The sequence below is a fragment of the Congregibacter sp. genome (genome assembly GCF_045107095.1).
GTDB lineage: Bacteria > Pseudomonadota > Gammaproteobacteria > Pseudomonadales > Halieaceae > Congregibacter.
This window is the reverse complement of record NZ_JBGCFU010000001.1, coordinates 22811-40210: the sequence shown is the minus strand read 5'-3', so window position 1 is coordinate 40210 and position 17400 is coordinate 22811. Positions and strand designations below refer to the sequence as shown.

Annotated in this window: 19 protein-coding genes; 14 read left to right on the top strand and 5 right to left on the bottom strand. The window is 54.7% G+C overall.

Features of this window, described 5'->3' with window-relative positions:
- Window positions 1-8: 8 nt before the first annotated feature.
- From gspF to AB8B76_RS00165, 13 genes are all read left to right on the top strand, one after another.
- Window positions 9-1229, top strand: a complete 1221-nt coding sequence (gene gspF / locus AB8B76_RS00225; protein WP_405268514.1) for a type II secretion system inner membrane protein GspF — start codon at window positions 9-11, stop codon at window positions 1227-1229.
- Window positions 1230-1232: 3 nt separating this feature from the next.
- Window positions 1233-1682: a type II secretion system major pseudopilin GspG gene (gene gspG, locus AB8B76_RS00220; protein WP_405268511.1), complete on the top strand. Its 450-nt coding sequence runs from the start codon at window positions 1233-1235 to the stop codon at window positions 1680-1682.
- A 4-nt stretch (window positions 1683-1686) separates the two neighbouring features.
- Window positions 1687-2268: a Tfp pilus assembly protein FimT/FimU gene (locus AB8B76_RS00215; RefSeq protein ID WP_405268508.1), complete on the top strand. Its 582-nt coding sequence runs from the start codon at window positions 1687-1689 to the stop codon at window positions 2266-2268.
- A complete protein-coding gene (gene gspI, locus AB8B76_RS00210) occupies window positions 2258-2671 on the top strand; it encodes a type II secretion system minor pseudopilin GspI (RefSeq protein ID WP_405268505.1) in 414 nt (137 codons plus the stop codon). The genes AB8B76_RS00215 and gspI overlap by 11 nt, the downstream gene beginning before the upstream one ends.
- A complete protein-coding gene (gspJ, locus tag AB8B76_RS00205) occupies window positions 2664-3314 on the top strand; it encodes a type II secretion system minor pseudopilin GspJ (protein WP_405268502.1) in 651 nt (216 codons plus the stop codon). The genes gspI and gspJ overlap by 8 nt, the downstream gene beginning before the upstream one ends.
- Entirely contained in the window at window positions 3295-4350 is a 1056-nt protein-coding gene (gspK, locus tag AB8B76_RS00200) for a type II secretion system minor pseudopilin GspK (protein WP_405268499.1), read from the top strand. The genes gspJ and gspK overlap by 20 nt, the downstream gene beginning before the upstream one ends.
- Complete coding sequence (gene gspL, locus AB8B76_RS00195) at window positions 4347-5546, top strand: type II secretion system protein GspL (RefSeq protein WP_405268496.1); 1200 nt, start codon at window positions 4347-4349, stop codon at window positions 5544-5546. Before gspK ends, gspL begins: the two co-directional genes overlap by 4 nt.
- Window positions 5543-6022: a type II secretion system protein GspM gene (gspM, locus tag AB8B76_RS00190; RefSeq protein ID WP_405268493.1), complete on the top strand. Its 480-nt coding sequence runs from the start codon at window positions 5543-5545 to the stop codon at window positions 6020-6022. The genes gspL and gspM overlap by 4 nt, the downstream gene beginning before the upstream one ends.
- Window positions 6019-6780, top strand: a complete 762-nt coding sequence (gspN, locus tag AB8B76_RS00185) for a type II secretion system protein N (protein WP_405268490.1) — start codon at window positions 6019-6021, stop codon at window positions 6778-6780. The genes gspM and gspN overlap by 4 nt, the downstream gene beginning before the upstream one ends.
- A gap of 53 nt (window positions 6781-6833) precedes the next feature.
- On the top strand, window positions 6834-7007 hold the full coding sequence (locus AB8B76_RS00180) for a rubredoxin (RefSeq protein ID WP_405268487.1): 174 nt from the start codon (window positions 6834-6836) through the stop codon (window positions 7005-7007).
- Window positions 7008-7010: 3 nt separating this feature from the next.
- Window positions 7011-8810 carry an aminopeptidase P family protein gene (locus tag AB8B76_RS00175; protein ID WP_405268484.1) on the top strand — a complete coding sequence of 600 codons (1800 nt, stop codon included), beginning with the start codon at window positions 7011-7013 and terminating at the stop codon, window positions 8808-8810.
- Between the two features lie 78 nt (window positions 8811-8888).
- On the top strand, window positions 8889-10244 hold the full coding sequence (locus AB8B76_RS00170) for a sodium-dependent transporter (protein ID WP_405268481.1): 1356 nt from the start codon (window positions 8889-8891) through the stop codon (window positions 10242-10244).
- A 15-nt stretch (window positions 10245-10259) separates the two neighbouring features.
- Entirely contained in the window at window positions 10260-11648 is a 1389-nt protein-coding gene (locus AB8B76_RS00165; RefSeq protein ID WP_405268478.1) for an alanine/glycine:cation symporter family protein, read from the top strand.
- A 6-nt stretch (window positions 11649-11654) separates the two neighbouring features.
- On the opposite strand, the gene cls is transcribed toward AB8B76_RS00165, so the two are convergent.
- Both cls and AB8B76_RS00155 read right to left on the bottom strand, forming a co-directional pair.
- Window positions 11655-13091 carry a cardiolipin synthase gene (gene cls, locus AB8B76_RS00160; protein WP_405268576.1) on the bottom strand — a complete coding sequence of 479 codons (1437 nt, stop codon included), beginning with the start codon at window positions 13089-13091 and terminating at the stop codon, window positions 11655-11657.
- Between the two features lie 9 nt (window positions 13092-13100).
- On the bottom strand, window positions 13101-13241 hold the full coding sequence (locus AB8B76_RS00155) for a hypothetical protein (RefSeq protein ID WP_405268475.1): 141 nt from the start codon (window positions 13239-13241) through the stop codon (window positions 13101-13103).
- Window positions 13242-13368: 127 nt separating this feature from the next.
- On the opposite strand from AB8B76_RS00155, the gene AB8B76_RS00150 reads away from it, so the two are divergent.
- Window positions 13369-14547, top strand: coding sequence for a pyridoxal phosphate-dependent aminotransferase (locus tag AB8B76_RS00150; RefSeq protein WP_405268473.1), 1179 nt, complete (start codon window positions 13369-13371; stop codon window positions 14545-14547).
- A gap of 24 nt (window positions 14548-14571) precedes the next feature.
- Here the strand turns inward: AB8B76_RS00150 and AB8B76_RS00145 are convergent, their stop codons facing one another.
- Genes AB8B76_RS00145 through htpX form a run of 3 tightly spaced genes read right to left on the bottom strand, consistent with a single transcriptional unit; the run spans window position 14572 to window position 17325 of the window.
- Window positions 14572-15675 (bottom strand): S1C family serine protease, encoded by a 1104-nt coding sequence (locus tag AB8B76_RS00145; RefSeq protein WP_405268470.1) that lies wholly within the window; start codon window positions 15673-15675, stop codon window positions 14572-14574.
- A 5-nt stretch (window positions 15676-15680) separates the two neighbouring features.
- A complete protein-coding gene (locus tag AB8B76_RS00140; RefSeq protein ID WP_405268467.1) occupies window positions 15681-16403 on the bottom strand; it encodes a DUF1499 domain-containing protein in 723 nt (240 codons plus the stop codon).
- 37 nt (window positions 16404-16440) lie between these two features.
- Entirely contained in the window at window positions 16441-17325 is an 885-nt protein-coding gene (gene htpX / locus AB8B76_RS00135) for a protease HtpX (protein WP_405268464.1), read from the bottom strand.
- Window positions 17326-17400 lie beyond the last annotated feature (75 nt).

Below are 17400 nucleotides of genomic sequence, written 5' to 3'. Positions count from 1 at the left end.
GTTAGACGGTGACCGCATACCGTTATCGTGCTCTGGACCCCGCAGGAAAACTCATACGCGGGGTGCTCGAGGCAGATTCAGAGCGCCAGGTTCGAGTGCAGTTGCGCACCAAGGATCTTCGTCCTGTGGAAGTTCAAAGCGCTGCACGCGCAGATGCGGCGAACGGTAGTCTCAGGCAGCGCTTGCTCCCGACGCGAATCAAGGGCGCAGATCTTGCGCTCTTAACGCGGCAGCTCGCTACCCTGGTGCAGTCCAACTTGCCTCTTGCCGATTGCTTGCAAGCCGCCGCAGAGCAAACACGGCGCCCCCGTATCAAGGCCATGCTACTGCAGATTCGCTCTCGAGTAAGTGAGGGGCACACCTTGGCCTACGCTATGGCTGAGTTTCCCCTCGCATTTAATGAGATGTATCGCGCCATGGTAACAGCGGGTGAGCATGCGGGTTTTCTGGGGCCTGTGCTGGAACAGCTGGCAGATTATGCCGAGCGACGTCAGCACAGTGGCCAACAGTTGCGCATGGCGATGATCTATCCGTTTATCCTCCTGGGCGTGGCCGTTGCGGTGATTGTCGCACTCATGGTGTTTGTGGTGCCGGAGCTCATAGGTATTTTTTCCCAAAGCAATCGAGAGCTGCCGGGACTTACTGTGGCATTGATTGCCGCGAGTGACTTTTTTCGGTCCTACAGCCTTTGGTTATTTATTGGTCTGATCGCGGCGGTCATTGCTGTGCGACGCTTGCTGCGAGAGCCGAAGCGCCGTTTGCTCTGGCATAGATTTCTTTTGCGTGTGCCGGGTATTTCAGGATTGCTGATTGCACTGGATACCGCACGGTTTGCCTCTACATTGAGCATTCTTATGGCTAGTGGAGTTCCTTTACTGGAGGCCCTGCGTATCGCGGGTCAGGTGCTCGTCAATCTAGTGCTGCGCGCAGAGAGCGAGGATGTTGCGTTGCGAGTGCAGGAGGGCAGTAGTCTGAGTCGGGCTCTGGGGGAAGCGGGGCATTTTCCTCCGATGATGGTGCACATGGTCGCGAGCGGTGAAAGTAGTGGTTCATTGGAGGATATGCTCGAGCGATCGGCGAGCAACCAGGAGCGCGAACTGGAAATGACTTTGGGTACCGTGATGGGACTGTTTGAGCCGCTCATGGTGGTTTTTATGGGAGGCATGGTGTTGCTTATTGTTTTGGCGATCCTCCTTCCGATTTTTGATTTGAATACGATGGTGAGGTAAGTAATGCAGCGCAGAGTTGGTACGCGGGCACAAGCAGGGTTTTCCCTGGTGGAGATTCTTGTCGTTCTGGTGATCATGGGATTGTTGATTAGTATTGTTGCGCCCACGGTTCTCAACCGCGCTGATGATGCGCGGATTCAAAAGGCTCAGGCTGACTTTAAGGCCATCGAGACGGCGTTGAAGATTTATCGTCTCGACAATTACGTGTATCCGAGCACGGAGCAGGGGCTTGAGGCATTGGTTAGCGCCAGCGCCATAGACCCTGCCCCGCGCAACTTTAAAGACGGTGGATACCTCGCAGAGTTACCCCTCGATCCTTGGGGTAGGCCCTACCTCTATTTGAGTCCGGGAGAAAACGGAGAGGTTGATATCTATACGCTCGGCGCCGATGGTCTCTCCGGTGGTGAAGATCAGAATGCAGACATCGGTAACTGGAAGTCGGAGCAGAACTAATCCTATGAGTTTCGGCAGGGGGTTTAGCCTGATCGAAATGCTGGTGGTGCTGTTTGTAATAGTACTGATGACCAGTCTTGTGACTCTAAACGTGAATTCTGGTGCGAGTGATCGCGTTGTTCAAGAACGCTTGGACGCTCTCGTTTCAGTTGCCGAATACGCGCTCGATGAAGCGCAGTTTAGCGGTAGTGATTTTGGTGTCCTGTTTGCGAGCAGTGTGAGCGATCAGGGTGAGTCTATGATCACCGCGCATTGGCGTCAGCGCGTTCCTCAAGGTTGGCGAGAACCCCGGCTGTCTCAGGAGGTGTTTAGCGCCGTGGAGTTTCCTCCAGAGGCACGCTTACAGATTATTCTCGATGATGTGGAGCTCGTACCTGTGGCTTCAGATGCGGTGGACCCGCGCGCCGGCACAGCGCCACAGTGGCTCATGTCGGCCAGTGGCGAAACCCAGGTGGGCGAGTTGCTGGTGAGGAGTCGAGATGATGACGCTTTGCTCTGGCGTCTCGAGTGGGACTCCCTGGGCCAGTTCGAACAGTTTCGTGGCGAGGACGATGAGCCAATAAGTGGTTACGCCCTTGTCCCTTAGATTCGCAGATAGATCATCCGGTTTTACTTTGATCGAGGTCATGGTGGCTTTGGCTGTGGTGGCGCTGGCGGTGCCTGCGCTACTGTTTACTATGGATCAGCAAATCGACGGGACGGCCTACCTTAGAGATCGGTCTATCGCACAAGTTGTGGCGAGTAATCGGCTGGCTGAGTTGCGTTTGGCCCTTCGAGGAGGGCAGCAATCTCTGCGCGGCAGCAGCAGCGGAACTGAAGAGATGGCGGGGCGGGAATGGTATTGGCGAGTGCAAAGTCAGGGTACTGAGGTTCCTGATTTTTCCCGCGTTGAGGTCCAGGTGAGAGTGATAGAGGATAACGAGTCGCCAAGTCTCTATACCCTCGTCGCTTTTATTGCAGCTAGAAGCGACGCCGCCGCTAATGGATAGTAGCAAGCAGCGCGGGTTTACCCTTGTTGAAGTACTGATTGCTTTGGCGATCACGGCTTTCGTCGCGGCTGCGTCTTACAGCGGAATATCGTCGACCCTCACGGGAGCAGAACAGCTTCGAGCTGCCAGTGAGCGGACGCGGGATTTGAACCGCGCCCTTTCTTTGTTGAACCGAGACCTCAGGCAGTTTAGTAACCGCTCGGTCCGAGATGAATTTGGGGGGACTCAACCGGCGCTGTCTGGAGGACCCTTGGCGTTTTATCCTTTATCGCTGACGCGAGACGGTTGGTCGAACAGCCTCCAGCAGCGTCGAAGCGAGCTTCAGCGCGTGTTTTACTACATTGAAGATGACTCCCTTTGGCGCGCGTATTACACGGTGCTTGATCGTGCCGTTGACGCCGAGCCCCAGCGCTCTGAACTGCTGAAAGGCGTTAACGCTCTGGAACTGCGGTTCCTGGATTCGCTGGAAAACCTGCAGCTGGATCGAAATATGGTGGTAGATACTCGCTCTTGGCCTGAGAGTTGGGTCGCTGATCCCGGTGCAGCTTCGGCTGTACTGCAACCACCTGTGGCGTTGGAGCTGCGCCTCGATCTTGCAGACCTTGGGGAGGTGAGGCGTCTCTATGAACTGCCACCGCGCTGAGCCTCCGCAGTTAGGTTCCCAGGATGGCGTCGCGCTAGTCGTTGCTCTGCTTGTGTTCGCGATTTGCGCAAGCGTGCTGGTGGCACTGCAGAGGGACTTTGATCTCAGCTACCGGCGGGGATTGAACAGTTTTGTTACCGAGCAGAGTTTTTCGTATCTGCGCGGTGGTGAAGAACTGGCTGCTTTGGCGCTTACCCTAGATTACGATGCCGACTTGGCGGGCGAGAGTCCCCGTGACGACCTCAACGAGATATGGGCGCAGCAGGCGACGCCCTATGCGCTTGACGAAGGGGGCTGGATGTTTGGAAGCCTCGAAGACCTTCAGGGCCGATTTAACCTGAATAGTCTCGGTGCGCCGCCATCGTCTGCGGCTGTGGTTTATTCACCCGCGCAGCAAGTGTTTATTCGATTGCTTCAGGCTCTGGGTTCTCCTGAAGTCGATGAGTTCACCGCCGCGGCTATTGCGGATGCTGTTGCTGATTGGATCGATGCCGATGACGAACCTCGACTCAACGGCGCCGAAAGTGCTTTCTATGTATCCCTTGAGCCATCTTACCGGCCGGCAAATCGACCGATGGTCAGTGTGAGCGAGTTGCAAGCTATCCAAGGAATGACTCCTGAGCTCTATCGAGCCCTGCGGCCTTTGGTGACGGTATGGCCTCAGGTGCCCTCGGGTATCAACATACACACGGCACCATTACCCGTGCTTCGCGCGTTGAATACGAATGGTAATCTGCGGCCGTTGTCACTCAGCGATGGGGAGTCCATTGTGCAGATCCGTGAGGATGCGGGTTTCGCGAACCTGGATTCGTTTTTGCAGCAGGAGGTTTTTTCCGGAGGAGAAGCTTCATCTTTCGCGACGCTTTTGACCGAATCCTCGTCTTACTTTCTTCTCGCTTCGCGCGTAGAGATTGCCGACCGTGAACAGCGTATGTACAGTGTCTTACGTCGCCAAGCCCGTGAAGTTGACGTGCTGCAAAGAATTAACGCAAGTCTTTACGATATGCCTAACCCTCCCGCTGAGAGCCTTCCGTGAGCGAAAATTTGAGCGTAATTTATCTTCGTGACGGAGACCTTCATTGGTTGGACGCCGGTGTGACGTACGCTTTAGCCAATGAAGTTTCAGGCGCTTTCGAGCGGCTCTGTCAGAGCCTGGGAGAGCGTGATCACGGGATTGTTTTCGCGGCTCCGGGATCTGAGGTAAGGCTGCTGGAGTTGACGGTAACGCCAGAAGAAAAAAAGCATCTGAATGCTTCCTTGCCGTTTATGCTCGAGGAATCCCTGACCGACAATATCGAAGATGTGCACTTTGCCCGCAAGGCTATCGATAAAGAACAGTATGCGATTGCGATGGTTGATAAATCGTCTATGCAACTGTGGGAGGGGCAGCTCGAAGCACTCCTCGCGCCGCTACCCTGGATACCGGAGCCCTTGCTATTGCCCTGGACCAACTCCGAATGGACGATGGTGATCGAAGCGGAGACCACTGTGCTCCGCTACGGTCGCAATGCGGGAACACGGATTGAGAACACTTTGCTGCCGACGTTAGTCAGTGCGCTGCTGCAAGAGGCCTCTCCTGATCGTGTCATTGTTTATGGTGATCAGGAATCTGTAGATTCAGTGCTGTTAGCACCTTTGCAAGCGGTGGAGGTGCAATGGCGAACAGGCGGTCTCCCTCAGGCGCTAATGCTTAGCGATCGCAGTGAATCGGCTTTGAATCTTCTCCAGGGAGAGTTCGCGCCGCAGTTACCTTATGCTCGCTGGTGGGGACAATGGCGGAAGATCGCGGCTTTGTTCTTTGTGGCACTAGGTATCCACCTGATTTCGGGGTGGTTGGACCTGCAAAGGATGGAGCGTGAGAACCTGGTCCTTCGCACAGAGATTGAATCGATTTATCGAGGTGTTAATCCGCGAGGGGCTATTGTTGATGCTGAGAAACAGCTACGACGCCAGCTTGATGGCTTACGTGGTGGGACTGCTGGTGGAAGTTTTACAGGTTTGCTTGCTCCGGTTGGAGCTTCACTGTCGAGCCAGGACGAGACGCTGCTCGCCAGTCTCAGTTACAGCCAGCGAAATGCGGAGTTGCGCCTAAATCTATTGGCTGCAGACTTTGCTGATGTTGAGTCTTTGCGTGGATCCTTGGAGCAGGCAGGCTACAGTGCGACTCTGGAGAGCTCCTCCCGCAGTGGCGATCGCGTACGGGCTCGCTTGCGTGTAGGAGAGCGGCCATGAAGGCTTGGTTTGAGCGTTACACCCTTCGCGAGCAGATTGCGCTTCTGGTGATGGCGTTTTCAGTCACAGCCTACCTCTTGGCGGTCTTTGTTGTTTTGCCCCTTGGGCAAGCTCGGGCGGATTTGTCGGCAAGAAACACCGCTACTGCAGAAGCGCTTCTTCGTGTGGATGCGATGGCGACAGAAATTCGCGCCTTGAAGAACTCTCAGGGTAGTAAGAGCGGATCTCGATCAACTAATCTCAGCGCCTCAGTGAATCAAAGTGCCAGTCGTTATGCCTTGCGGGTGAGTCGCCTTCAACCGAACAGTCAGGGCTCAGTTCAGCTACGCTTCGAATCAGCGAATCTGGAAGCGCTACTGCGCTGGATTTATGAACTGGAGACAGTTCAGGGCTTGAGAATCGATGACCTCTCTCTGAGCCAAACAAGTAGCGCTGGTGTCGTGAGTGCAACGTTGCGTGTAGCGACCGCCGCATGAGGCTTTATTTCTGGTTGCCTCTGTTCGTCGTTATGGCAGTCCTGCTTATTACCGCGAGTTTGCGGATGCCTGCACGGTTACTACCACTCTTTTTGAACGAGCAGCAAGTGCAGCTTTCTGGGATTAGCGGGACCATCGGTCACGGCACTGCGGTTCGAGCTCGCGTACAAACCCCGGGAGGGTATCTGCACCTAGGGAAGCTCAACTGGACCCTGGATCCCCTGAGCGTATTGAGCTTGTCTCCCAAAGTAAATCTTCGAAGTGTCTGGGGCGATCAACGGGGAACCTTGGATCTGCGTATAGAGGGAGAAGCCCTTGCTATTCAAAACCTTGATGTGAGAGTTGATGCTGCGCTTCTGAAGCGGGTGTTGCCAATAGAGCTGAGTGGCCGTTTGGAGCTACTTTTTGAGGAGCTTTTAGTGACTCGCAGAGATGTGCTGGCAGCCGACGGTCGTTTGGTCTGGCAAAGCGCTGCCTGGCTATCTCCTCAAGGCGTTCGTGTTTTGGGGAGTTATGTCGCGACGATTGCCAGCCCCGCGCCGCGGCAGCTTGTTGCAGACATTGTTACTTTGAGCGGGCCGGTTGTAGCTGCCGGAGAGGTTGATCTCGATCGGGAGCGCTTTAACATCGACTTGTTTATCGAAAGCTCGGCACAAGCTCTTGATGCAGACCTGGCTCAGGCACTTTCTCTCATTGCCAGTCCGGAAGAAAATGGCTACCGTCTGCGCCTTGATGGAGAGGTCGCACGAGGCTCCTAAAGCCTGACCTTTGATTTTGAATACGAACCCTTTTACCCGGAGACACAAGCACCATGAGTGAACAGTCCTTTCGTAAGTTTGAATGCATCGTCTGTGGCTTGATATACGATGAAGCTGAGGGCTGGCCCGATGACGGTATTCCCGCGGGCACCCTCTGGGAAGATGTTCCCGAAGATTGGTTGTGCCCCGACTGCGGTGTCGGCAAAGAAGACTTCGAGCAAATCTGAACGATGAATATGGCGGCGGCAGAGCAAGCGACGAACCTCGCTTGCTTGCGTGAGGAACTTGCGGCTCGTGGCGTTGATGCGTTCTGTGTCCCGCGTGCCGATGAATATCTCGGCGAGTACATACCGGCACATAACGAGCGGTTACAGTGGTTAACGGGCTTTACGGGGTCCGCTGGTATGGCTGTAGTGATGGCTACAGATGCGGCAATTTTTACTGATGGGCGCTACACGGTACAGGTGAGGCGTCAGGTCGACGGTGAGCAATACCAGTACCGCCGCTTGATCGAAGAGCCTCCTTTGTTGTGGCTGAAAGAGACTTTGGCCTCGGGCAGCAAAGTTCTTATTGATCCACGTCTGTGTACGCTCGACTGGTACCAACAAGCGCAGCAAATTCTGGGTGAGGCCGATATTGAGATAGTGCTTAGCACTGACAATCCCATCGACCACTGCTGGACGACGCGTCCCGAACCCCTTATTGCAGAGGCTTTGCTCCTTGCGGAGTCATTTACCGGGGAGCACAGTTTCCAAAAGCGAGAGCGCCTGGGGAAGTCGATTGCGGAGCGGGGCGCTAACGCGGCTCTGATATTTGCTCCGGATTCAGTAAGCTGGCTTTTGAATGTTAGGGGGAGAGACGTACCGCGCTTGCCGGTGCTGCTCAGCTGCGCCGTGCTTGAAGCGAATGGCGATGTTCATCTTCTGGTCGACGAGAAACGGGTTCCCGAGGGTTTTCACGAACATACGGGCCCTGGCGTATCAGTGGTCTCCGAGGCTGACGCGGCGGGACTCTTGGAGAGCTTTGCTGGCAAAGTGGTGTTGGCTGACCCGTTGACCGCAAACGCCTGGTCCCAGCTGAGTCTTGAGCGAGGGGGAGCGACGCTGTTAGCGGGAGAAGATCCCGTGCTCCTGCCAAAAGCTTGCAAGAATGATGTGGAAATTGCGGGAGCTCTGGAGGCGCACCGTCGGGATGCTGTGGCAGAGATTCGTTTTCTGGCGTGGCTGGATAGTGAGCTTGCGCAAGGGCGTTACCACGACGAAGCCATGGTTTCAGATCGTTTGGGGGCGTTTCGCGCAGAAGGCGAGTATTTTCACGAGCTGTCTTTTGACTCTATTTCTGCATCTGCTGCGAATGGCGCTATGTGTCACTACAACCATTTGGACAATACACCGGCGCAACTGATCCCTGACAGCCTGTACCTGGTCGATAGTGGCGGTCAGTATTCCGATGGCACGACCGATATCACCCGAACTATCGCCACGGGAACGCCTACCCAGGAAATGCGTGAGTTGTTCACGTTGGTGCTTAAGGGGCATATCGCGCTGGATAGCGCGCGCTTTCCTGCAGGCACAACCGGAACGCATCTCGATGCTCTTGCGAGACAGTTTTTGTGGCAGACAGGAAGAGACTACGATCATGGCACCGGCCATGGCGTGGGTGCTTTCCTTAGTGTTCACGAAGGGCCCCAGAGGATCGCCAAGGCCTGGAACGCAACGGCTCTCGCGCCGGGCATGATCGTAAGTAATGAACCAGGATATTACCGCGATGGTGCTTTTGGGATTCGTTGTGAGAACCTCTGCGTTGTCCGCGAGGCGAACACCAGCGCGGGTGAGGTGCCCATGCTGGAGTTTCTTGCGCTGACTCTCGTGCCTTTTGATCAGCGTTTGATCGATAGCGCGTTATTGAACGCTTCAGAACGATCCTGGATAGATGCTTATCACTCCAGGGTTCGGGAAGAGATTCTTGAGCGGTTGGAGCATTCTGAGGACCGCGAGTGGTTGATTGCCGCCACACGCCCACTTTCCTAATCCCTTCCAGCACCTTCGGCTGAAGCGCATGACGCTTTTGTGTAGACTGCGGAACTGATCCTAGTTCGGAGTTTGATTATGGCGGCTGCCGGCGGTGCACACTCGCACTGGACCTCTCGCTTTGCATTTCTTATGGCCTCAGTGGGATTCGCTGTTGGTCTTGGCAACATTTGGCGTTTTCCCTATGTGACTGGAGAAAACGGTGGTGCCGCATTTGTTCTTATCTATCTCGGATGTGCGTTCCTGATTGGCGTACCTATCCTTATGGCTGAGCTAATGATTGGTCGTAGGGGCGATGCTGCTCCTCCCATTGCTATGGCTAACGTTGCCAGGGAGAGCGAACGCAGCACTCAATGGCGTTGGGTAGGGGGCATGGGACTGCTCGCGGCTTTCACTATCGAGATTGTGTATTCCGTCGTTGTGGGCTGGGTTCTGTGGTATCTGTTTAAAGCTATTACTACGGGGTTTGCTGATGTGGATGCGGTAAATGCCGAGGCTCAGTTTACCGCCGTTCTGGCGGACAACGCAGGCATGCTGTTTTGGACCCTGGCGGGACTGGCGATTACCGGATTCATTATTTTCGCCGGTGTCAAAAATGGCATTGAACGCGCTGTAACGATCATGATGCCGTTGATGTTTGCGCTTCTTGTAGTGCTTGCCGGATACAACTTTTTCGCCGGAGGGTTCGGGGAGGCGGTGGCCTGGTTGTTTACACCGGACTTCAGCAAAGTGACCTTTGCCACGGTACTGGCTGCTATAGGTCAGGCGTTTTTCTCCATTGGAGTAGCAATGGGGGGCATGATGACTTACGGCTCCTATTTGCCGCGCAGCATCTCCATCAGTCAGTCGGTCTTCATTATTGTGATTGCCGACACTGCAGTAGCCTTGCTCGCGGGTTTGGTGATTTTTCCCGCGGTATTCAATTATGGATTGGATCCTGCGGCGGGCGCTGGCCTGATCTTTCAGACGCTACCAGTGGCTTTTGCGCAAATGCCCGGGGGTTATATCTTTGCGGTGCTTTTCTTCCTCATGCTCTCAGTAGCGGGGATCACCTCAATGGTAGGGCTCGTCGAGTCGGTCAACGCCTGGATCGAAGAGCACTACGGTGTGTCCAGACATAAGAGCGCGATGATCGTAGTGGGCTCTGTGGCGGTTTTAAGCATATTGAGCATTTTGTCCTACAACATGCTCGACGAGCTGCGTATAGGCGAGAGAAATTTCAATAGTGTGATGGATTACTTCTCCAACCAGATTCTGCTGCCGCTCGGAGGTTTGCTCATCGCAATTTTTGCGGGCTGGTTTATGCGCAGAGAACACTCTCAAGAAGAATTTGTGACTCTGAGCGCAACAGGATACGCGATATGGCATTTTCTGATCCGCTACCTGGTGCCGCCGGCGCTACTGGTTATTTTTGTTTTAGGCGTTACTGAGTAAACGCGAGGACTTACGATGTTAGCGATGCTGAGTGATCTGCTTTGGAGCAAGGTGCTTGTGGTAATGCTGGTGGGCATCGGCTTGTACTTCACGGTTGCATCGCGTTTTGTGCAGTTCCGCTACTTTGGAAAAATGTTCTCGGTTTTGGGCTCCGCCCTGCACCACGAAAAGGGGCATGTCAGTTCTTTTCAGGCATTGGTGGTGAGTGTTGCCGGCCGAGTCGGTGGCGGTAACATTGCCGGTGTGGCCGTAGCAATTACTCTCGGAGGGCCCGGCGCGGTCTTCTGGATGTGGGTTATTGGACTCATGGGTATGGCTACGAGCTTCTTCGAATGCTCTCTGGCTCAGCTTTACAAACGCTATGAACCCGACGGCACGTTTCGCGGCGGGCCTGCGTACTACCTCACTCGAGGTATCAACCAGCGCGGCTTGGCGATTGTCTATTCGCTGCTTTTGTTGATTACCTTCGGTTTTGGATTTAATGCAGTGCAGTCCTATGTGGTAGCTACCTCACTGGATGTGTCCTTCGGTGTGCCAACCTGGGTTAGCGGTTTGGCGCTGGTGGTGTTTCTTGGATTCGTTTTTATTGGAGGGATTCAGCGAATCGCCGCAGTTTCCGAGATTGTTGTGCCCGTGATGGCGGTCAGCTACTTCGCATGCGCAGTGCTTGTTATCGGATTGAATATTCAGGAGGTGCCTGCTGCCTTCGCGAATATCATAAGCAGTGCCTTTGGTTTGGATTCGGCGCTTGGTGGCGGTATTGGTGTTGCGATTATGCAGGGTGTTAAACGAGGGCTCTTCAGCAACGAGGCGGGTTTGGGTAGTGCGCCAAATGTCGCTGCCGTCGCCTTTGTTCCTCATCCTGCGAACCAGGGCATTGTGCAGGCCTTCAGTGTTTTTATCGATACCTTGGTCATGTGTAGCTGCACCGCGTTAATCATCTTGCTGTCGGATGTCTACCAGCCGGGTGCTGTGGGTGTGTCCGGTGTGGCCCTGACTCAGAATGCGCTCGCTGAGCATCTGGGACCTTGGGGCGGTAGTTTTGTGAGTATCGCTCTGGTGATGTTTGCTTTCAGCTCGATTATGTACAACTACTATCTCGGTGAAAACGCGCTGAATTATTTCAGTGAAGACAATCGCACGCTGTTCACAGTGTTTCGGGTGATGGTACTGGGATTGGTTTTCTGGGGCGCGGCACAAGACCTTGGCACCGTGTTCGGATTTGCGGACCTCACTATGGGACTGCTTGGCGTCGTAAACCTTATCGGATTGCTGTGGATGTCTAAGCTGGCACTGCGCTTGTTAAAGGACTACGACGATCAGCTCGCCCAGGGTAAGTCCCCGCGCCTCCATGCGGATGACTTCGCCGATCTGGATATCGATCGAAGAGCCTGGCCAGATTAAATACGTTTAGAGCACGGGCGACATGAGTCGCGCAGCCGCCGTCGCCAGAGGGAACCAAATTGGTTTTCGTGTGAGTTCTTCGGCGGTTACAAGCCTGGAGTGATCGAAGTCTTTTAGCAGCATATGTTCAACTTCGTCGCAGAAGATTTCGTCGTGAACAAGCGCGGTGATTTCAAAATTCAAACGAAAAGAGCGATTGTCGAAATTCGCTGTACCTACCCCCGCCAACTCTCTGTCCAACAGTAAAACTTTTTGATGCATGAATGCTGGTTCGTAACGGTAAACGGCCACGCCGGCGGGAAGCAGCTCCCGCGTGAAAGACCAGTTAGCAAGGCCCACTACGGGCCCATCAGCGTTGTCGGGAATCATCACCCGCACGTCCACACCGCGCAGCGCGGCAAGCTGGAGTGCCGCGATAATGCCCCGGTCCGGGACGAAGTAAGGGCTGGCTATCCAGATACGATCCCGAGCCTGGGTTATGACCTGATGAAACATCAGACCCGCCTCATCGAACTCGCTTGCTGGGTCCGAGGGGAACAAAAGAACTGAGCTGTTTCCCGGTGCCTCGCGATCGGTCTCCCAGTTCAAATCCAGCTGTTCTCGTCGGGCCCATAACCAGTCTGTAGCAAAAGTGAGCTCGGCTCCGATTACCGCCGGACCATGGATTTTCAGGTGCGTGTCCCGCCAGGGGCCTCGCTCGCTATCTTCGCCCAGGTACTCAATGCCGACATTGTGCCCACCTATCCACGCACGGATACCATCAACGACAACCACTTTTCGGTGATTGCGAAAGTTGAGTTGAAACCGATTTCGTCGTCCCTGGGTGGTATTGAACGCGGCGAGTTGTACTCCTGCATCCTGTAATTGCTGATAGAGGGGACTTTTAGCGAAACTACGAGAGCCGACCTCGTCATAGAGTAAGTGCACCGCCAGGCCTTCCCGCGCCTTCTTAGCGAGGACTTTACCCAGTCGTCTTCCGAGAGCGTCGTCGCGCAGTATGTAGAATTGAAAGAGAATGTAGCGCCTTGCGCGCTGAAGGCCGGCTTCTATGCTGTCGAAGGTGGCGTAGCCGTCCACCAGCAGCTCTACCGCGTTTCCGCGAACCGTAGGGAGTCTGGCTAGGCGGTGAAGGCTACGGTAAAAGGCAGCCGAAGCATCACTCGCCTGAAAGTCGAACAATTCGTTCCGCGGCACTTTTAAGCGTGCCTCGGCTTGAGATTCAATCTGGGCACGCTCCTCGAGGTAGCCGTCAAATTTGTTTCGGCCAAACACCAGGTAAAGAGGCACGCTGAGGTAGGGGAGTGTCAATAGTGACACGACCCAGGCGATGGAACCTTGCGCGGTGCGTGCCTGCAGAATTGCATCAATAGCACTGGCGATGGCCAGCAGGTACACCGCGGCGAGAACAACAGCGATTATTTCGGGACTGTATTGAAGCTCCATTGCAGCCAATTACGTCTCTGGCATATCTTCATCCGACAAGGATTCTGTGATGGCCGTATCGGCGTCATTCGAAGGGAGGGGCGACTCGCCGGGAATAAACTGGATCACCGCTATTACTAACAGGAAAACACCCAGTAGTAGCCATTTCAATCCGCTGTGCAAACTTTGGCCCTCTCGTCTAGATTCCCTGACACACCTAGGTTATCACGCACAGGGCGCGAGTCTAGTTAAGCCCTGAGGTATAATTTCTACCTCTTCGATATTCGGTTTTAACGGTATGTTTACACCCACTTATGCTCGAATAACCGAGCGACTTGCTGCCGAAGGCAGTGACGTTTGGGCCGTGCACGATCGTGCTCTGGAGATGCAGCGTAATGGCGAAGACGTCATTCTACTCTCGGTTGGCGATCCCGACTTTCGTACGCCAGAACCGATCATTGATAATGCCGTCAGCCACTTACGCGTGGGGCGCACGCACTATTCACCGTCTCTTGGTGAAATCAAACTTCGTCGGGCGGTTGCTGATCTTGAAACGCAAACCTCGCCTTATCCTTGCAGTGCGGAGGAGGTCGCTATTTTTCCGGGAGCAACATCGGCAATTTACGCGGTGCTGTCTTGCCTGTTGAATCCCGGCGACGAAATTGTTGTGCCAGAGCCAATGTACGTTGGCTACACCCCTATTTTTCAGGGGCTGGATTTGCAACTGCGTACGGTCCCTCTAGATGTACAGAATGAGTTCGCATTGGATGTGGAGGCTGTTAAGTCGACGCTGACTGAGCGTACGCGAGTACTGTTTCTCAACACTCCGGGTAACCCCACGGGCGCCATCATTCCCGCAGCTGATATTCGAGAGTTGGCCAATCATTGTAGAGAGCGCAATATTTGGCTGGTTTGTGACGAGGTTTACTCGATGTTTTGCTACGAGGGGAAACACGTTTCAGCCAGGGCCAGTGCGGAGTCCCTAGATAACATCGTCATGATTGATGGATTGTCCAAGTCCCATGCTATGAGTGGCTGGCGCATCGGCTGGGTTGTCGCGCCCCCGACACTTGTGCAGCGTCTTGGTGAGTATGCGGGAGCCACGCTTTTTGGTAGCCCACAGTTTATTCAGGACGCGAGTGCCTTCGCCCTGGAGAACGATCAGCAATACGTTCGCGAGATGCGCGATGAATATCTGCGGAGACGGGACTACGTTCTCGAAAAATTGAAGAAAGTAAAAAATATTCGCTGCAGTAGACCCCATGCGGGCATGTTCATAATGGCCGATGTTTCTGCCACGGGTTTGGACGGTAAGCAGTTCGCAGAGCAGTTACTAACGGAGCAGGGCGTGTCGGTTATCCCTGGAGACGCCTTCGGTCCCTCCGCAGCTAACTTCGTCCGCATGGGCCTTGCGCAAAATCATTCGGTACTTAAGCGAGCCTGTAAACGCATCAAGCTGTTTTGCGCGGCTTGTTGATTCGTCGACGCCTTGGTGATCCGGCTACTGCGACTCCGTGAGCACGACATCGAGATTAACTTCGTCGTCTCCCCGGCGGGCTCGCACCGAAATAGTATCTCCCGCCTTGTGGCTTTCCATGAGAGTTAGATAGTCATCGTGGCTGTCGATAGTCTGTCCATCGATCGCGACGATAACATCTCCGAGTCTGAGGTCCCCTCGGGAGCTACGCGAAACGCCACGCAAACCCGCTTCCGCTGCAGGTAAGCCCGGGAAAACACGAACCACGGGCATGCCCTTGATGCCGTAACGGCGACGCCAGCGATCGCTGGCCAACTCGATACCCATAATGGGGCGAAGAATGCGGCCGTAACTAATCAGCTGCGGTACGACTTCGCGCACGGTGTTCACCGGAATCGCAAAACCAATGCCAGCACTCGCGCCGCTAGGACTGTAGATCGCGGTGTTGACCCCAATCAGTTGTCCCAGAGAATTCAGTAGAGGGCCGCCTGAGTTGCCTGGATTGATAGCGGCATCCGTTTGCACTACTCCGCGTATTTGCCGGCCACTTGGCGCACGTATTTCTCTACCAAGGGCGCTCACTACGCCGGTTGTCAGCGTTGTATCCAAACCAAAGGGGTTCCCGATAGCGAGAACTTTTCTACCCACGGAGAGCTCCGTAGAGTCGCCCAACGGTAGGGTAGTCAGATCTGAAGGAGGCTCTAGCAGTCGAAGTACGGCGAGGTCTTTTTCCGGAGCGCTCCCAATCAGCTCTGCCAGATAACTGTTGCCATCTTGCAAGGTGACCTTCATTCGATTTGCGTCGGCTACCACGTGATAGTTAGTCACAATCAGGCCGCTATCATGCCAGACAAATCCTGAGCCTGACCCCTTGGGAATTTCCATCACATCCATAGAAAACCGGCTGCGACGGCGAAGTGTCGTGGTGGTGACATAAACGACAGCTGGACTCGCCTTACTGAAAATCTCCGTGCTGTTCGCCTCGTCCTCCGTCGCAAAGCTGAGATAGTCTCTAGCTTCTTCGGTAAAGGCTGTGCCCGCACCCAGGAGCAGAAGGGGAACGAGGCCTTTCGCTAAAGCCCGGGCAAGCCACTGACCACACATACGAAAAGACACTCGTCCCAGCATGCAACTCAGCCCTCTGCCGATGCCTTAAAAGCAGCCATAAAGCTGCGAATGCGTTTCGCATTAGCGCCCAGGTCACTAACGCCCACGCGAGAAACCGAGCGCAGATCAAGGAGGCTGCCTTCGGCATTCGTCTGCACTCGAATCACCACATCGTCTTTAAATTGCATGATCGCGGTGGTGTCCACGGCTTCAATGTAACCTGCATTTGCGTCTTCGCGGACTATCTCCCACCCAAGATCTCGGGCGGTCGTAAGCGCGAGATTGTAGCTGCTCGCGTAAGACCGAGGGCTTTCGAGGGTCTGGAGGTCCGGATAGGCAGCAAGCTGCTGCTCTATGACTTCTTCGGTTAGCTCCAGAGGGTTACTGTTGTCTCCACGAAGACGCAGTACTTCTTCAAAAACGGGGGGGTCTACAAGATCGGTAGCGATGTCGTGAATGGGAGGCACGTCCCTGGCCTGCGTGGCCATAACTAGCAATGCGGCGCCAGGCAGAGCGGGAAGAGCGCGTTTAAGTATGGTCATTCGCTCGCCGCGCCAGCGTGGCAACAGGCTCTGCACCGCCATAAATGCAAGCACCAAGGCACTGAGCAGGCCTGCGATAGCATAGAGGAGAAGGCCTTGTTGCCAGTTGCCGCTGCGCACCACTAGTACAGAAATAGCCAGAGTGGCCAGAAAGAACCAGGCGATGTAGCCAGGCCAGCGTATCCACGCGCTAGGGGTTTCACTCATGATTCTTGCCTCTTAGATTTTATCGCTGTGAGAGTATTTAGGCGGCGCTACGCAGCGCCGCAATCCGCTGGTCCAGTGGCGGGTGGGAACTAAACAATGCCTTGAACCCTTGTTTGGTCGTTTCGCTGATACCAAAAGCGGTGAGCTCGCCGGGAAGGTCCTGCACGGTATCCTGGTTGCCACGGAGACGTTCCAGTGCGGCAATCATGTCACCACGACCCGCTAAGTTGGCGCCCGCCGCATCAGCGCGAAACTCTCTCCACCTTGAGAATTTGAATACGATGATGCTCGCAAGAATTCCGAGAACAATCTCGGCGACGATCGATACGACGAAATAGCCGATTCCGTAGCCTCGTTCGGTTTTGAAAACAACCCTGTCAACGGTGTGGCCGATTATTCGAGCGAGAAACATTACGAAGGTGTTCACTACACCCTGTATCAGCGTGAGCGTCACCATGTCGCCATTCGCCACGTGACCTATCTCATGGCCGATTACAGCGCGTATCTCGTTTGCTGGGAAGCGCTTTAACATCCCAGCGCTGATGGCCACTAAGGCGGCGTTTTTGTTCCATCCGGTGGCAAAGGCATTCGGCGCTTCGGAGGGAAATATCCCCACCTCTGGCATTCCGATTCCCGCCTCTTGGGAGAGCTCTGCCACGGTGTCCACAAGCCATTGCTCGTCGCGGTTACGGGGCGATTCAATGATGTAGGTACCCGTGCCACGTTTGGCCATCCACTTGGATAGAAACAGCGAGATCAGTGATCCGCCCATGCCGAAGAGTCCGCAAAAGACCAGCAACGCTTTGAGATTCAGGTCTACGCCGTTTGCCGCGAGAATGCCCTCAAAACCCAGCATGGTGAAGACCGTGCCGACCAAAATGAGTACAGCGAAGTTGGTGGCGAGAAATAACAGAATGCGCATGTCTAAGTACCTGTATCGAACCTATCGGCGAACCGGAGGCCAGCGCCCCGACATTCCTGGTTCGGGGTTTCGTGA

Excerpts from the sequence above, each read along its gene's own strand:
- gspG (WP_405268511.1), top strand. The coding sequence starts at position 1,233 with ATGCAGCGCAGAGTTGGTACGCGGGCACAAGCAGGGTTTTCCCTGGTG.
- AB8B76_RS00215 (WP_405268508.1), top strand. The coding sequence starts at position 1,687 with ATGAGTTTCGGCAGGGGGTTTAGCCTGATCGAAATGCTGGTGGTGCTG.
- gspJ (WP_405268502.1), top strand. The coding sequence starts at position 2,664 with ATGGATAGTAGCAAGCAGCGCGGGTTTACCCTTGTTGAAGTACTGATT.
- gspK (WP_405268499.1), top strand. The coding sequence starts at position 3,295 with ATGAACTGCCACCGCGCTGAGCCTCCGCAGTTAGGTTCCCAGGATGGC.
- gspM (WP_405268493.1), top strand. The coding sequence starts at position 5,543 with ATGAAGGCTTGGTTTGAGCGTTACACCCTTCGCGAGCAGATTGCGCTT.
- gspN (WP_405268490.1), top strand. The coding sequence starts at position 6,019 with ATGAGGCTTTATTTCTGGTTGCCTCTGTTCGTCGTTATGGCAGTCCTG.
- AB8B76_RS00180 (WP_405268487.1), top strand. The coding sequence starts at position 6,834 with ATGAGTGAACAGTCCTTTCGTAAGTTTGAATGCATCGTCTGTGGCTTG.
- AB8B76_RS00175 (WP_405268484.1), top strand. The coding sequence starts at position 7,011 with ATGAATATGGCGGCGGCAGAGCAAGCGACGAACCTCGCTTGCTTGCGT.
- AB8B76_RS00170 (WP_405268481.1), top strand. The coding sequence starts at position 8,889 with ATGGCGGCTGCCGGCGGTGCACACTCGCACTGGACCTCTCGCTTTGCA.
- AB8B76_RS00165 (WP_405268478.1), top strand. The coding sequence starts at position 10,260 with ATGTTAGCGATGCTGAGTGATCTGCTTTGGAGCAAGGTGCTTGTGGTA.
- cls (WP_405268576.1), bottom strand. The coding sequence starts at position 13,091 with ATGGAGCTTCAATACAGTCCCGAAATAATCGCTGTTGTTCTCGCCGCG.
- AB8B76_RS00150 (WP_405268473.1), top strand. The coding sequence starts at position 13,369 with ATGTTTACACCCACTTATGCTCGAATAACCGAGCGACTTGCTGCCGAA.
- AB8B76_RS00145 (WP_405268470.1), bottom strand. The coding sequence starts at position 15,675 with ATGCTGGGACGAGTGTCTTTTCGTATGTGTGGTCAGTGGCTTGCCCGG.
- AB8B76_RS00140 (WP_405268467.1), bottom strand. The coding sequence starts at position 16,403 with ATGAGTGAAACCCCTAGCGCGTGGATACGCTGGCCTGGCTACATCGCC.
- htpX (WP_405268464.1), bottom strand. The coding sequence starts at position 17,325 with ATGCGCATTCTGTTATTTCTCGCCACCAACTTCGCTGTACTCATTTTG.